This window comes from Sphaerisporangium viridialbum, from assembly GCF_049674955.1.
Taxonomy (GTDB): Bacteria; Actinomycetota; Actinomycetes; order Streptosporangiales; family Streptosporangiaceae; genus Sphaerisporangium; species Sphaerisporangium viridialbum.
On the sequence record NZ_CP187232.1, the window covers coordinates 7665824 to 7680788 of the forward strand.

The window sequence follows — 14965 nt, forward strand, 5'->3', positions numbered from 1 at the left end:
GAGCGTGGGTCCGGCATGTTGGTACCCTGTTCAACTGCGTGTGGCGCGCCCTCTCTGCCCGCGCGCCCCATCCACCGACTTTCACCGAGGCTTCTTCGTGGCGAACATCAAGTCCCAGATCAAGCGCAACCGGCAGAACGAAAAGGCCCGGCTGCGTAACAAGGCCGTCAAGTCGTCCCTGAAGACGGCGGTTCGCAAGTTCCGCGAGGCCGCCGAGCAGGGCAACGTGGATGAGGCGGCCGTTCTCATGCGCGCCGCCTCGCGTCAGCTCGACAAGGCTGTCAGCAAGGGCGTCATCCACAAGAACCAGGCGGCGAACCGCAAGTCGGCGATCGCCAAGCGCGTCGCCAACCTCGAGCCCGCCAAGTAGGCTCAGGCATCCCACAACGCCGTGTCCCCCGCGGACGCGGCGTTTTGGCATGCCTTGACCCTTCTTGACCCCGCCCGGCTCGGGATCCGCACCGATGTCGTCAGAGGCGGACCTCCGTCCTGGTACGAGCCCTTGCGTCCACGCGAGGGTTTCAGGAAATGTCCCGATTTCAATATCACACGATAATTTCCTCCGGATACCGGATGTATCACCGTGACGCCCGCGCTCTCTCTCCTCGTCCAAAGCCCTAACTAGGGTGTGCGAAACGGGGAACAGGGCAGCGGAAGGCGGGTCATGCGGGGGCGGACACCTCTGGTGCTGCGGCGTGCGTTCAGCGAGCCACTGCTGCTCTTCGCCGCCTTCGGCTCGATCCTCCTCGCGACCACGACGCTGGTGGCGCTCACCATGTACGCCTCCACGGTCGCCGGCGCCGGCGTACGGCGTGCCATGGAGACGGCCTCGACCCGGACCACCGCGACGACGATCAGCGCGCCCGTCCAGCGGGACACCTTCGCCGCCACGGAGAAGGCCGTACGCACCCGGCTGGGCGCCCTCGGGGCGAGCGACGGCCACGGGCCCGTACCGCTGGACGTCACCCTCAGCGCCCGCTCCGACTCCTACGCCCTGCCTGGACAGGAAGGGCTCAAGCACCCCGAGCTCACCCGGTTCGCGACGTACGACGGGCTGGAGCGTCAGGGACGGCTGCTGGAGGGCGCGTGGCCGAGGCCCGCGCCGCAGGGCGTCATCGAGGTCGCGATCTCCCAGCTGGCCGCCCAGTCGATGAACCTCAAGGCCGGCGACGAGTTCGGCATCGAGGGCCGCCTCGACCACAAGACCGTCCGCGCGAGGCTCACGGGCGTCTTCCAGCTCGCCGACCCGTACGCCGACCGCTGGAGCGGCGAGGAACTGCTGCGCAGGGGCGTCGAGCGCGGCGGCTACACGACTCCCAGGGGCTGCTGCAGCGGGCGGGCGGCGACGTGGCGCTCCTGGTGGTGGCGGCGCTGGCGATCTGGCAGCTCCAGCACTACGGCGCTCCGGTCACCGCCACGGCGGGCGGCGATCTCGGCATCGACCCGCTGATCGTCACCGGCCCGGCGCTGGCGCTGCTCTGCGGCGGCATGCTCGGCCTGCGGCTGGTGCCGCGCGTCTCGCGGATCGTCGAGCGGTTCACCTCACGGCGTCCGAGCCTCGCGCCCGCGCTGGGCGCCTGGCAGGTGAGCCGCCGCCCGATGCGCTACTCCGGGCCCGCCCTGCTGCTCACCATGGCCGTGGCCATCGGCGTGGTCTCCATGGCGACCTCGGCGACCTGGCGCACCTCGCAGGTCGACCAGGCCAGGCACCAGGCGGGTGCCGACCTGCGCGTGTCAGGACCGGTGGAGGCGCCCGAGCTCGGCCCGCTCGGCAAGGGCGCCACCTTCGCGGCCCTACCGGGGATCACCGAGGTCAACCCGGTGTACCGGGGCACGGCGACCTTCTCGGACGGGGCCGGAACGCTTCTCGCCGCCGACACGGCCAAGCTGGGCCCGATGCTGATGCTGCGGCCCGACCTCGCCGGCCATCCGGTGACCACCCTGGCCGCGCGGCTCGCCGCCGGAAGGCCCGGCGCTCCCGTCGTCCCCCTGCCTGGCACGCCGAAGAAGCTCACCCTGGATCTGCGGCTCCGCCTCGACCAGCCGTCCCTGAGCGCCGCTTACGCCGACCTGAGCGTGCGGATGGTGATCGTCGACGCCCTGGGAGTGCAGTGGAAGGTCGCCCTTGGGCCGCTGGTCGCCGACGGGAAGCCGCATCAGGTCGCGGTGGACCTGTCCGCGCTCGCGGGGAGGTCGGGAAAGCTGAGCTACCCGCTCGGCATCAGGGGGTTCTCCGTCGGGGTGCCGATACCCGCCACGGGCACGGGCCTTGAGCTGGTGGCCGAGGCGGTCAGGACCGACACCGGCGCCGAGGTGACCATGCCCGGCGGCGTGCGATGGGGGCACATCGCCCGGGGAATCACGCACATCCCCGGCGAGCAGGTCACCACCGGCCCCGCCCTGTTCACCCTGACCGTCCCCGCGCCGAAGCCCTCAGAGGACCCGATCGCCCTGGAGGACGTCGCCGTGCTCGCCGCGTCCGCCGGAGTCCCGAACGCCGACCTGTTCACACAGGCGGACGGGCCCTCCGATGGCACGGAGCCCGCGAAGGCGGCGATCTTCAGGCCGCTGCCCGTGGTGATCACCTCGGACATCGCGGCACGGGAGAAGCTCCCCGAAGGCGGGAGCGGCGTGCTGACGCTGGACGGCGATCCGATCAGGGTCACCGTCGCCGGAGTCGTCCAGGCCATGCCGGGGACCCCGGCCGGGACCGCGGCCGTACTCGCCGACCTGCCCAGCCTGCAGGCGCAGGACATCGCCTCGGCCCGTGACCCGCGCGTCGCCGGAGAATGGTGGATGTCCACGCGGGACGGCGACACGGCGGCGGCGGTCACCGCGCTGGCCACCCACATCGAGTGGGACCAGGCCGTGGTGGACCTCGGCTCGCTGACCCGGCGGTTCAGGGACGACCCGCTCGCCAGCGGGCTCCAGGGAGCGCTCATCCTCGGCTTCGCCGCGGCGCTGGTCTTCGCGGTGCTCGGCTTCCTGGTCAACGCGGCCGTGGCGGCGCGGGAGCGGGTCGCGGAGTTCGCGATCCTGCGCGCCCTCGGGGTGAGCTTCCGCCAGATCTTCGGCCTGCTCGCCGTCGAGCAGGCGTTCCTGATCGGGCTCTCACTGGTCGGCGGCACGCTGCTGGCCGTCGGGGTCGCGTCGCTGGTCGTCCCGCACATCGTCCTGACCGGCCAGGCGGCCTCGGTGACCCCGGCCGTGCTGCTCGACGTCCCCTGGCCCGCCACGCTCGGGATGCTGGCGGGGATCACGGCGCTGCTGTTCGCCATCATCGCCGGCCTCACCCGCTCGCTCCGCCGTCAGGGCCTCGGCCGCGCCCTGCGCATCGGGGACGACCGATGAGCCGCACCGGCCGAGGCGGGCCGGCCCGCACCGGGGAGGACCGATGAACCCCCTTCTCCTGCTCAGGGTCCACCGGGGCGCGGCGGCCCTGCTCGCCCTGCTGGGCCTGAGCGCGTCGCTGCTGGTCGCCGGCCTGCCACGCGGCTTCGAGGCCTCGTATGACGAGTCCCTGCACGGCATCATGGACGACACGGCCGCGAGCCTCAGGGACGTGGTCGTCAGGCTGCAGCCGCGACTACCCGAACAGAATCTCACCAGCGAGGCGGAGTTCAAGGCCAAGGACCAGAACTTGCGTGCGGGCCTGCCGCCAGCCCTCAACTCCGTGCTGGACACCGGCGCCGGCAACGACAGCCACTTCGCCGCCAAGACGTACGGGACCCCGGTGGCCGATCGCATCGGGTCCCCACAGCCGGCGGCGCAGTTCGTCAACCTCGCCTGGCTGTCAGGGTTCGACAAGCGCGTGCGCTACGTGGAGGGAAGCCCGCCGGGGCCGCCGGCCATCGTGGCGAGGGTGCCCGGGCATCCGAACCTGAAGGACATCAAGCGGTTCGACATCGCGCTCGTCAAGAGCGCCGCCGAGAAGATGGCCATCCCCGTCGGCACCACCCTGGTGCTCGGCAACAGCCATCCCGCGCTCGCGCGCGTCACCGGCCTGTTCGAGCCGGTGGCCGCCGCCGACCCGTACTGGGTGCACAACCTCGACGCGGTCCAGGTCAGCGTACGGCGCACTCCCGCCGACACCGAAGAGCAGTACATCACTGCGCTGACCGGCGAGAGCGGCCTGCGGCAGCTCAACGGCGACGACCGCGACCTGAACTACAGCTGGGTCATCGCGGTCAGCACCCCGGCCGTCGACGCCCGCAACGCGCCAGACGTGATCCAGGGCCTGAACGAGTACCGATCCTTCCTGGTCCGGACGAACGCCGGCTCGATCACCGATTACCGGCTGGTCGCCGGGTTCTCCGAGCTCCAGTTGGACACGGCACTGGACCGGGTACTGACGGACTTCCTGAAACGGCTCGCGACCGCTCAGGCGCTGATGTTCCTCATCCTCGGCGGCCTCGTCGTCGTGGCGGCCGGCGTCCTCGCGCTCGCCGTGCAGCTGATGACCGAGCGCATGCGCGCCGGGCTCTCCCTGGCCCGTGCCCGGGGCGCCTCGATGGAGGAGCTCATCAGGGCGGTCGTGGGCACGGTCGCGCTGACCGTCGTCCCTGCCGCCCTCGCCGGGTACGGGCTGTCCTTCCTGCTGCCCGGTCCCGTGACGCGGATCGTCCACGTGGCCCCTCTGCTCATAGTGCTGACCACGGTGGCGTTCGCGGCCGTCCGGGTCGCGGTCGTGCACCGCAGGCCGCTCCAGGAACGTCGCGAGGACGTGGCGGCCCGGCGGCCGTCCCCCCGCAGGGCGATGCTGGAGATCGTGCTCGTCGCGCTCGCGCTGGGCGGCGCCTACCTGCTGCGCAGCCGGGGGCTCACCACCGGGGTCGCCGCCCTGGGCTCCGACCCGTTCCTGATGGTGGTCCCCGCGGCGCTCACCGTGGCCGTCGCGTTGATCACCTTGCGGTGCTACCCGTACCCTCTGCGCCTGATCGTCTGGCTCGCCGCGCGGGCGCGGCCCGCCGTGCCGTTCGTCGGGCTGACCCTGGCGGCCCGCGCCAGGTCGGTCACCGCGCTGCCCGTGCTGATCCTGCTCCCGGCGCTGGCCGTCTCGGTGTACGGGTCCGTGGTCGGGGCGACCCTGGACTCCACGCAGCACCGCGCCGCCTGGATCGCCACCGGGGCCGGCGCGCGGGTGGACGGCGCGGCGGAGATCCCGCCCGGCGTCATCGAGCGGATCCGCCGCGTACCGGGCGTCCGCACGATCGTGCAGGCGGACAGGGGCGTGGCGCAGATCGGGTTGAGCAGCAAGACCACGACCGTCCTCGCCGTGGACCTCGACGCCTACCGCAGGATCGTCGCCGGCACCCCGCTCAGCGTGCCGCCCGCGCCGCCGGACCTGCCGCCTCCCGCCATCCCCGTCCTCGTCTCACCCGATCTGTCGCATCTGACCAGCTTCGACATCGGCTGGCACATCCGCATGAGGCTCACCAAGCAGGGCGTCATCACCGGAGGCCTCGCCGGCGTGACCTTCGCCCAGGACAAGCTGATCGTGATGCCGTACGACTCGTCGAAGCGGGCCGGGGCACGGACGTACACCAACACCCTGCTCATCGAGGGCGACCACATCGACGGGGCGGCGCTGAGGGCGGCGGCGGGCAACCGGCGGGACATCGTGGTGTCGACCTTCGACGAGGCCCTCGACAAGGTCAACCGGTCGCCGCTCACCTCCACCGTCAAGAACAGCTTCCTGGTGGTGACCATCGCCCTGGCCGTGTACGCGCTGCTCACCGTCATAATCGCCCTTGTCGTCGGCGCCGCCGAACGCGTGCGGGCGCTGTCGTTCCTCCGTACGCTGGGGCTGTCGGAACGCCAGGCGGCGAGCCTGACCGTGCTGGAGATCGCCCCGCTGATCGTGCTCACCGCGTGCGCGGGGCTCCTGCTCGGCCTCGGCCTGCCGCCGGCCCTCGGCCCAGGCCTCGACCTCGGCGTCTACGCGGGCGACCTGTCCGTCCAGGCGTACGAGCTCAGCCTCACCACGCCGATCCTGCTGGCCGCCGGGCTCGCCGCCGTCGCCGTGGCCGGCGCGTTCCTGCACGCCGTGATCGGCCGCCGCCGGTCGCTGGGCTCCATCCTCCGAGTAGGTGACTGAGTTGGATCTGGACACCCCCACGCTTTCCGAGCTGGAGGCACAGGCCTCACACGTGCGACCGGCCTTCGGCGAGCACGCGCACATCCTGTGCGACAACCTGGTGCGCATCTACAAGACCGAGGGCGTCGAGGTGGTGGCGCTCCAGGGCCTGGACCTGCTGATCGAGAAGGGCGAGCTGATCGCCATCGTGGGCGCGTCCGGGTCCGGCAAGTCGACGCTGCTCAACGTGCTGTCGGGGCTGGACGTCCCCACCGCCGGCGTCGCGCGGGTGGCCGGGACGGACCTGCTGGCCATGACGGCCAAGGACCGGCTGCGCTACCGCCGGGAGGTCGTGGGGTTCATCTGGCAGCAGACCGCGCGCAACCTGCTGCCGTACCTCACCGCCCGGGAGAACGTGCGGCTGCCGATGCGCCTCGGCGGGAAGCGCGACCGTCTGGCGAAGGCCGACGAACTGCTGGAACTGCTGGGCGTCGGCTACTGCGCCGACCGCAGGCCCGACCAGATGTCCGGCGGGGAGCAGCAGCGGGTGGCCATCGCGGTCGCGTTGGCGAACCATCCCGAGGTCATCCTGGCCGACGAGCCCACCGGCGAGCTGGACACCGAGAACTCCGAGCAGGTCTTCGCCGCGCTGCGCCAGGCCAACAGGGAGCTCGGCGTCACGGCCGTGGTCGTGACGCACGACGCGCTGGTGTCGGAGCAGGTCGACCGCACGGTGGGCATCCGTGACGGGCGCACGAGCAGCGAGACGCTGCGCCGCGAGTCCGCGGGCGGCGAGATCATCGCCGAGGAGTACGCCGTCCTCGACCGCGTGGGGCGCCTCCAGCTCCCCAGGGACTTCACGAACGCGCTGGACATGGAACGCCGGGTACGGCTGGAGCTCGAGCGCGACCACATCGGAGTATGGCCGAACAAGCCCCGCCCGGAGGACCCCCAGTGACCACCCAGCCAAGCCACTCCCCCGGATCGGCCGAGCATCCGGATGACGGGGCCGTTATCGCTCCTGCCGGGCGGAGGTCCGGGGATGACCCGCTGGTCGTCGTCCAGGGGCTGCGCAAGGTCTACCGGAGCGGGCCCAAGGAGGTCGTCGCCCTGCACGACGTCTCCTTCGAGGCGTACCCGGGCGAGCTGATCGCCATCAGGGGGCGCTCCGGCTCGGGGAAGACGACGCTGCTCAACCTGGTCGGTGGGCTGGACCGCCCGGACGGCGGGCACGTGGTCGTCGCCGGACATTCGGTGACCGAACTGCCCGAACCAGGGCTCCTCGGGCTGCGGCGCGACGTGATCGGGTTCATCTTCCAGTCGTTCGGCCTCATCCCGGTGCTGTCGGCGGCGGAGAACGTCGGTGTGCCGCTGCGCCTCTTGCGCACGCCCGCCGCCGAGCGCGAGGAGCGCATCCGGATGCTCCTGTCGATGGTCGGGCTGGAGAAGCACACGAACCAGCGGCCCTACGAGCTCTCCGGCGGCCAGCAGCAACGCGTCGCGGTCGCCCGAGCGCTGGCCAACCGGCCGCGACTGCTGATCGCCGACGAGCCGACCGGACAGCTCGACTCGCAGACCGGGCGGCAGATCATGCAGCTCCTGCGCGCCGTGGTACGCAGCGAGGGCGTCACGGCCCTGGTGGCCACCCACGACCCGAGCCTGATCACCCTGGCGGACCGCGTACTCGAACTCCACGACGGCGCCCTCGTCTCCCCCTCCACCCCGAGGATGGTCGCAACCGATGGCAGGGTGCCGGGCTAGGCGGCGGTACCGGGGAGCCGTGTTGCCTCGGTTCAGCGGCCGGTGCGGCTGGTGACGATGACCTGGAGCATGCGCTCCAGAGCGTAGGCGGGGTCGGTGCCGCCGCCTTTGACCTGCTCGTCGGCCACCGCGACGGCCTGCATGGCCCGGGCGATGCCTTCCGGCCCCCAGCCGTTGAGCTGGCGCTTCACCCGGTCGATCTTCCACGGGGGCATACCGACATGGCTGGCGAGCTGCCCACCGCGCAGGTTGCGCGGGGCGCTGCCCACCTTCGCCAGCGACCGCACCCCTCCGGCCAGGGCGCTGACGATCAGCACCGGGGCGACTCCGGTCGCCAGCGCCCATCGAAGCTGCTCGAGCGCCTCCCCGAGCTTGCCCTCGACCGCCTTGTCGGCGACGGTGAACCCGCTGACCTCCGCCCGGCCCCGGTGGTAACGCGCGACGGCGGTCTCGTCGACGGCCTTCCCCGGAGTGTCGAAGGCGAGCTGGCCGCACGCCGCGGCCAGCTCCCGAAGGTCGTTGCCGACGGCGTCGAGGAGAGCCTGGGCGGCGGATGCGCTGATCGAGCGTCCGGCGTTCCTCATCTCGGCCTTGATGAAGTCGAGGCGTTCGCCGGCCTTGGTCAGCTTGGTAACCGTGATGACGGCGGCACCGGCCTTCTTGAGGCCGTCGACCAGCGCCTTGCCCTTCACGCCGCCCGGATGCACGAGAACGACCACGGCATCGTCGGACGGCCTCTTGCTGTAGGCCACGACCTCGGCGATGGCGTCCTTGCCGAGATCCTGCGCCGACCGGAACACCACGATGGCGCGGTCCCCGAAAAGGGACGGCGACGTCAGACGGGTGAGCTCGCCGGCCTCGACCTTGCCACCGACCAGATCGTGCACCTGGGCATCGGGGTCACCGGCACGCGCCGCCGCGATGACCGAGCTCACCGCCCGGTCGGCGAGCAGCTCCTCGTCGCCGACAACAAGGGTTACAAGGGCCGGATCCGTCGCCATGCGAGCAGCATCCCATGTCCGTACGACCCAACGGCAACCCGGCCACCAACCTCCAGAGCCCTGCTCGAAACCACTCCGCCCACCTGCCAACCCCGGGACACCGTACGAACGGCGGACTCCACGGAACGACGATCCGTCCTCCGTGGCGTGTCCGCTCGACCGCTTGCCCAGGAACGACGATCCGTCCTCCGGGGCGTCTCCGCTCGACCGCTTGCCCAGGAACGACGATCTCGTACACACTCCCCCGGGCCGCTGGTGATCGGTCCGTCTCTCCAGTCCGAGGCGGTCGCCCGAAGGTCTTTACCCGGCTGCCGAGGCAACTACCAGGTAAAACGCTGTAACCTGGACTTGCCCTTCGGAAAACGGGCCCTCCCCTCTGCGGCTCTGGAGTCGGAGTACCGCGCCGTGCAAGACCAGGCGCCGGGCTCCAACCCGGGACGGTGCCAAGGGCGCGTTTTCAGGAATCGGGCGGGTGGATCCGTTCATTGAGAGCCGGCCGCCCCGGGGGCTGAGGCCAGGCCGGTGTCAATGCACCACAAGTGCTGCCACGCGGGCGCGCGATATTCGAACAAGAATGCTCCCTCGGCCCCTCAACCAGGCTCTGGGTACCGACGGGCTACGCCCGTACGGCCGGAGCCGACATCCGGTATTCGCACCGGCAAGACCCCGGAGTCGAGCCTCCGAGTCTTGGCAAGTGCCGGACGAACGCCCACTCTGTGGTGATCCGCGGCATTGCTGTGCGGGCTCTGCCGCCACAGGATCTCGCTGGCTTACCACTGGTAACAGTGCAAGCCATCGGCAATCCGACTGCAGGCACCCTCGGCCAATCTGGAAGCGACGAAGAGCGAAAGAGGAGGTGACACCGCTATGAAGACCAATCCGAACCGCCACGACTGCCCTCGCTGCGGAGCGATGCTCGACGACGGTCCCATCCTCTACCGTTGCGCCGCGTGCCGTCGTTCGATCTACGCCGCCGACCTCAACACCGAGTTCCGCGCCAAGCGCACGACCGCCTGAACACCGCCGACCCCGGCCCCTGACGCCGATCCCCCCACGGCCCAAGTCCCGGCCCAAGGTCTGCGAACTTCGCGGCGATCCACCTGAACTGACCTAACCGCGATGATTTCGCCACTTTGGGGACAAGTTCGCGCGGTCGTCTCGCTGGGTGGGGACCGACTACGCCCTTGGGATCAGTGGCGGCGGGGCACTATCGCGAGGTGGCCGTGGGCGGATATGACGGCGAGGTCTCCTCCCTGGTCGGTTCGGTAGACGCGCATGCCGAGACCACGCAGGCGGTCGAGCGTCAGCGGGGCCGGATGGCCGTAGTCGTTGTCCGCGCCCACGCTGATCAGGGCGGCCCGGGCCCCTGTGGCCGCCAGGAAAGCCGGATCCTGGCGCGCGGACCCGTGGTGGGGGATCTTGAGGATGTCGGCCGCGGGCAGGCCACGCCGCAGCAGCTCAGCCTGGGCCTCTATCTCGACGTCCCCGGACAGCAGAGCCGAACCGGCGGCCCACCGGACATGGATCACGATGCTGGCGTTGTTCGCCATCGAACCCTCCCCAGGCCCGGCCGCCACCACCTCCGGCACGGGCCCGAGGACGCTCAGGGAGGCGGGACCGAGATTCCACGCCATGCCCGGAGATGCCACCCACTCTGGCACGTGGCGGCGACCGAGATCGGCGGACACCCGCGCTCTCTCCTGCCCCGGCTCGTGCCCCGGACTCACCACCACGGCCCCCACCGACCTATCGCGAAACACCCCGTCCAGGCCGCCGACATGGTCGAAGTGCGGGTGGGTGAGGATCAGCAACGGCACCTGCCTCACGCCGAGCGTGCGAAGGCATCGGTCCACGGACATGGGATCCGGACCGGTGTCGATCACCACCGCTCGCGCTGCCCCCGCGGACAGGACGAGCGCATCCCCCTGCCCGATGTCGCAGGCCACGAGGAGCCATCCGCGAGGCGGCCACGACGTGACCAGTGGCCGTACGAGCAACGCCGCGAGGACCGACCCGGCTGCGATGGCGCACACCACGAGGCGCCAGGCCGCGCGGCGCAGCAGGAGCCACGCGACCAAGGCGGTGGCCGCGAGCAGGAGAAGACCGACCGCTCCCCCGGGCCACGGCAGGGTGGCGGCGGGCAGAGCGGCAGCCTCTCGCGCCACCCAGATGATCCAGCCGACCGCGTACCCGGCCGGCCGTACGAGCCAGCGGGCCACCTCGACGCTGCCCGGGGCCACCATCGCCGCCGCGAAGCCCAGAATCGTGGCTGGTGCCACGGCCGGTCCGGCGAGCAGGTTGGCCGGGATGGCGACAAGCTCCATTTGCCCAGACATGAGCACGAGCAAGGGTGTCACGGCCGCCTGGGCGGCGCAGGGCACCGCTATCGCCTCGGCCGCCCAGCGAGGCATCCGCCGGGCCATGCGGTCGCGCCACCTGGGCGCGAGCACCAGAATGCCTCCGGTCGCGAACACCGATAGCCCGAAGCCGTACTCCCTGGCCAGCGCCGGGTCGAAAAGGAGCAATCCGAGCACGGTCGCGGAAAGGGCGGCGACACCGTCCCTGGAACGCCCGGTGCCGAGCGCCACGGCCGCCACCGAGCCCATCACCAGGGCACGGAGCACGCTCGGCGACGGACGAGCGACCACGGCGAACCCCAGCATGGCCATGATCGCCAGAATCGCCCGGATGGCCAGAGGCAGCCCTGCCACCCTCCCCAAGGCGATCACCATGCCGGCGATAACGGCGAGATTCGCCCCGGATACCGCGGTGAGGTGGCTGAGACCTGCCGTTTTCAGGTCGTATTTAACCTGCTCATCCAGCAGGGACACGTCGCCGACGACGAGGCCGGGAAGCAGCCCTCGCTCGGCCGGCGGAAGGACGCCCGCGGCCTGTCTCAGCCCGGTGCGCAGGGCCGCGGCGACCCGTTGTGGTGGGGATGGACCGCTCATGACCTTGGGCGGCTCTCTGACCGTGAGGATCGCGGACGTGAGCTCCCCGGGATCCGCCGGGCTCAGCCTGCCGCCGACCCGTACCCGCTGGCTGGGCAGCAGATCGATCCATTCACTTCCCTGGGCGAACACGACCACCGGTGCCCTGGTCGAGAAGCGTGCTCCGTAGGCCTCGACGAGCTCGGCCGAGCCTTCCACGATCACGCGATCGTGTCGCACGGTGCCACGATGGCCGGGAAGGACTCGCGGATCGGCGGTGAGCGTCATCTCGACCGTGACGGCTGCGCGTCTCTGAGCGAGCTCGGCCACCGGACCCGTACTGACGGCGTGAACTCGGAACGCCACCGCCCCCGAGACGCCGGCGACACACCCAAGCACAGCAAGAGCCGTATTCCTCCACTGAATCCCCGAATGACCCCCCGCTCCCCTCCCCAGAACACGCCTCAGCGTCCCCAGAACACGCCCCAGCGAGAACCACCCGCCACCGATTGGTGGCCCAAATGGCGGTGACGAGGATCGCCGGGGTGAAGGTGGCGGGGGATCTGTCCTCGCGCGCGGCCGAGGGTCTGTCCTCGCGCGCGGCGGAGGGTCTGTCCTCGCGTGCGGCTTGCCGCCACGCGTCCGAAATGCGATCGCCGCCATGGCGGTCAGGGCGAGCACAGCCGTGATCACATCGGTGCGAACGGAACAACCCAGCAGCACGAGCGAGGTGCCCCACACCGCGAGCGCCGACGGCACGAGTCGCAGGGAATGCTCCTGACCATGGCTGCGCCGTGGATCAGCCTCACCCTCCTTGCGCCCCTCCTCGTGGTGCGCCGTTTCTTCGGTCTTCGGTACCGTGACCGAGCTCGCCGCTCCTGGCTGCGGCTTCGCGTTGTAGCCGGGATGGGGCGTCATACGCGTACCTTGTCGCGGAGATCGGCGAACTTTCGCTCGCCGATGCCTGTGACCTCGCGGAGTTGGTCGATGCTGCGGAACCCGGAGTGGGTCTGGCGGAATTCCACGATGCGGGTGGCGAGCACCTCTCCGACGCCGGGCAGCGTCTCCAGTTGGGCGGGTGTCGCGGCGTTCAGATCGAGCGGGACGTCCATGCCGACGGTGGGATCGGATGGGGGAATCGGTGCGAGGCCGGGACGGCTGGGCGCGCCGACGATGATCTGCTCACCATCGGTGAGCTTTCGAGCGAGGTTGAGACCCCCGGCTGTGGCGCCCGCACGCACTCCTCCGGCGGCGTTCACCGCGTCGGCCACCCGCGATCCGCTGGGGAGGGTGATCACGCCTGGTTTCCGTACCTTCCCGGCCACTTGGACGATCACCTGTGCGGTCGGGGACGGTGCCGCAGCGGGATAGGGCGCCGGCGAACCACCCAGGGGGACCTGGCCACCTTGGGATATCGGACCGCCCTGAGGGGTCGAACCGCCTGGGGATATGCCCTGGGGGATCGGCGGCCCAAGTGGCTCGGCCACCGGGCGCGATCTCCACGCGTAGACACCCCCGACCAGGGCCGCCAGCAAGCCCAGAACCAGCAGCACACGAAGGCCCGGCCGCCCAGGATCGAGAAGCGGACCATGCCGCGACACGACATCGCCCAGCCGGGCCCGAAGGGAATGGAAGGGCACCGGTTCAGACCGCCCCCACCCCGCCGGCGCCGAACCCGTCACAGAGCCGTTAACACCCCCAAGTCCGAGCGCGGGCTCATAGCCGAGCGCGGGGCCCGTTCCAGGAGCGGCGTCAGCGCCTGGTCCGAGAGCGGGCTCGACTCCGAGGGCGGAACCGGAATCCGGCGCAGGTTGGAGTGTCCGCGCCGCCGCCGCAGGGTCTGGTGCCTGGTTCAGGGCGCGGAGCTGGTCGGCTGGTGCCTGGTTCAGGGCGCGGAGCTGGTTGGCTGGTGCCGTTTCGGCCGGGTGCACGTCGTGGTCGGGTGGTCGGGGCGCCCTGGGTTGGCCTAGAGGGGCCAGGGCGCGGAGGCGGAACTCGCCTATCTCGCTCTCTGGGGGCCTGTCCGCTGTTCGCACGAGAGCGACGTTAGGCAGTCCACTCCCCCTGCCCATCGACCGAACGAGACTCTGTGGATAGCCGCCTCAGACCACGAAGAACGCAGAAAAGGGGCATCCTCGCCGCAGAGGCTGGAGGTCGCGAGCCCCGAAGATCACGGAGATGGCGCGACCTCGCGGAGGAAGGCGCAACCCAAAAGATCACGAGGTGGACGGAGGCTCACCGGAAGGTCACCGGGGCGCCGAAGATCAGGGGGAGGGCGCAGGCTCACATCGGAAGCCGGGGGGCACGGTAACCCTGAAGATCAGTCGTTGGGGAGGGTGGGGGTTATGGTGACGCCGAGCATTCCGGGGCCCACGTGGACGCCCACGGCCGCGCCGACCTCGACCACGCGGAGCCTCGCCAGGCCGGGGATCCGCTTCGTCAGGTGGTCCGCCAGCGTGCGTGCTCGTCCGGCGGCCGCCAGGTGGTGCACGGCGACCTCGACCGGCTCGCCGCCCGCCGCCCGTACCGCGAGGTCCTCCAGCCGGGAGATCGCCCTGCCTGCCGTGCGCACCTTCTCCAGGGGCGCGATCGTCCCCTCGGTGATATGCAGCAGAGGCTTGATCGACAGCGCCGATCCGAAGAGGGTGGCCGCGGTTCCGAGACGTCCCCCTCGGCGCAGGTGTTCGAGGGTGTCGACGTAGAAGAAGCTCTTCGTCGCCTCCGCACAGGCCCGGGCGGCCTCCGCCACTCCGAGCCTGTCGGTCCCGCGACGGGCCGCCAGCACCGCCGCCAGCACCGGAAAGCCCAGTCCCATGGCGAGCGAACGGCTGTCGACGACCTCCACGGGGATCAACGCGTCCTCGGCCGCGATGCGCGCCGCGTCCACGGTGCCGGACATCGCGCCGGACAGGTGAACGGACACCACGCCCGCCGCTCCCCGCGCCGCGGCGAGTTCGTACGCGTCGGCGAAGCGCTGCGGGGCCGGTCGGGACGTGGAGACGGGGGACCACTCCCTGAGCGCGACGGCGACGCCCTCGGCGTCGATCTGCGTGACGTCGTCCAGCGTGCGGCCCGCGACGACCACCTGCAGCGGGATCACGATGACGCCCAGCCGCCCGGCCTCCTCGGGATCGAGGCAGGCGGTGGAATCGGTGACCACGACGACCGGTTGCGACATGACCGAAGGCTACCCGCGG

General features: G+C 71.0%; 11 protein-coding genes. 7 read left to right on the forward strand and 4 right to left on the reverse strand.

Features of this window, described 5'->3' with window-relative positions; all coding sequences use genetic code 11:
- Nucleotides 1-97: 97 nt before the first annotated feature.
- The 6 genes from rpsT (at nt 98) to ACOZ38_RS34525 (ending at nt 7837) form a co-directional block, all read left to right on the forward strand.
- On the forward strand, nt 98-370 hold the full coding sequence (gene rpsT / locus ACOZ38_RS34500; protein ID WP_405140269.1) for a 30S ribosomal protein S20: 273 nt from the start codon (nt 98-100) through the stop codon (nt 368-370).
- 294 nt (nt 371-664) lie between these two features.
- Nucleotides 665-1450 carry a hypothetical protein gene (locus ACOZ38_RS34505; protein ID WP_424535229.1) on the forward strand — a complete coding sequence of 262 codons (786 nt, stop codon included), beginning with the start codon at nt 665-667 and terminating at the stop codon, nt 1448-1450.
- Nucleotides 1348-3351 (forward strand): FtsX-like permease family protein, encoded by a 2004-nt coding sequence (locus tag ACOZ38_RS34510; protein WP_424535230.1) that lies wholly within the window; start codon nt 1348-1350, stop codon nt 3349-3351. Before ACOZ38_RS34505 ends, ACOZ38_RS34510 begins: the two co-directional genes overlap by 103 nt.
- Before the next feature lie 43 nt (nt 3352-3394).
- On the forward strand, nt 3395-6097 hold the full coding sequence (locus tag ACOZ38_RS34515; RefSeq protein ID WP_424535231.1) for an FtsX-like permease family protein: 2703 nt from the start codon (nt 3395-3397) through the stop codon (nt 6095-6097).
- Nucleotides 6090-7034 carry an ABC transporter ATP-binding protein gene (locus tag ACOZ38_RS34520; RefSeq protein WP_424535232.1) on the forward strand — a complete coding sequence of 315 codons (945 nt, stop codon included), beginning with the start codon at nt 6090-6092 and terminating at the stop codon, nt 7032-7034. The genes ACOZ38_RS34515 and ACOZ38_RS34520 overlap by 8 nt, the downstream gene beginning before the upstream one ends.
- Nucleotides 7031-7837, forward strand: coding sequence for an ABC transporter ATP-binding protein (locus ACOZ38_RS34525; protein ID WP_424535233.1), 807 nt, complete (start codon nt 7031-7033; stop codon nt 7835-7837). Before ACOZ38_RS34520 ends, ACOZ38_RS34525 begins: the two co-directional genes overlap by 4 nt.
- Before the next feature lie 32 nt (nt 7838-7869).
- Here the strand turns inward: ACOZ38_RS34525 and holA are convergent, their stop codons facing one another.
- Entirely contained in the window at nt 7870-8838 is a 969-nt protein-coding gene (gene holA / locus ACOZ38_RS34530) for a DNA polymerase III subunit delta (protein ID WP_424535234.1), read from the reverse strand.
- Between the two features lie 867 nt (nt 8839-9705).
- Here holA and ACOZ38_RS34535 point away from each other — a divergent pair.
- Entirely contained in the window at nt 9706-9855 is a 150-nt protein-coding gene (locus tag ACOZ38_RS34535; RefSeq protein ID WP_405140281.1) for a hypothetical protein, read from the forward strand.
- Between the two features lie 173 nt (nt 9856-10028).
- Here ACOZ38_RS34535 and ACOZ38_RS34540 read toward each other — a convergent pair whose 3' ends face one another.
- The 3 genes from ACOZ38_RS34540 to ACOZ38_RS34550 form a co-directional block, all read right to left on the reverse strand.
- Nucleotides 10029-12008 carry a ComEC/Rec2 family competence protein gene (locus ACOZ38_RS34540; RefSeq protein ID WP_424535235.1) on the reverse strand — a complete coding sequence of 660 codons (1980 nt, stop codon included), beginning with the start codon at nt 12006-12008 and terminating at the stop codon, nt 10029-10031.
- A 674-nt stretch (nt 12009-12682) separates the two neighbouring features.
- The gene (locus tag ACOZ38_RS34545; protein WP_424535236.1) at nt 12683-13840 is read right to left on the reverse strand and encodes a helix-hairpin-helix domain-containing protein; all 1158 of its coding nucleotides are present in this window, start codon (nt 13838-13840) and stop codon (nt 12683-12685) included.
- Nucleotides 13841-14088: 248 nt separating this feature from the next.
- On the reverse strand, nt 14089-14946 hold the full coding sequence (locus tag ACOZ38_RS34550) for a DegV family protein (RefSeq protein WP_424535237.1): 858 nt from the start codon (nt 14944-14946) through the stop codon (nt 14089-14091).
- Between the last annotated feature and the right edge of the window lie 19 nt (nt 14947-14965).

Coding starts and splice junctions, on each gene's coding strand:
- ACOZ38_RS34505 (WP_424535229.1), top strand. CDS start 665: ATGCGGGGGCGGACACCTCTGGTGCTGCGGCGTGCGTTCAGCGAGCCA.
- ACOZ38_RS34515 (WP_424535231.1), top strand. CDS start 3,395: ATGAACCCCCTTCTCCTGCTCAGGGTCCACCGGGGCGCGGCGGCCCTG.
- holA (WP_424535234.1), bottom strand. CDS start 8,838: ATGGCGACGGATCCGGCCCTTGTAACCCTTGTTGTCGGCGACGAGGAG.
- ACOZ38_RS34535 (WP_405140281.1), top strand. CDS start 9,706: ATGAAGACCAATCCGAACCGCCACGACTGCCCTCGCTGCGGAGCGATG.
- ACOZ38_RS34545 (WP_424535236.1), bottom strand. CDS start 13,840: ATGGGCAGGGGGAGTGGACTGCCTAACGTCGCTCTCGTGCGAACAGCG.
- ACOZ38_RS34550 (WP_424535237.1), bottom strand. CDS start 14,946: ATGTCGCAACCGGTCGTCGTGGTCACCGATTCCACCGCCTGCCTCGAT.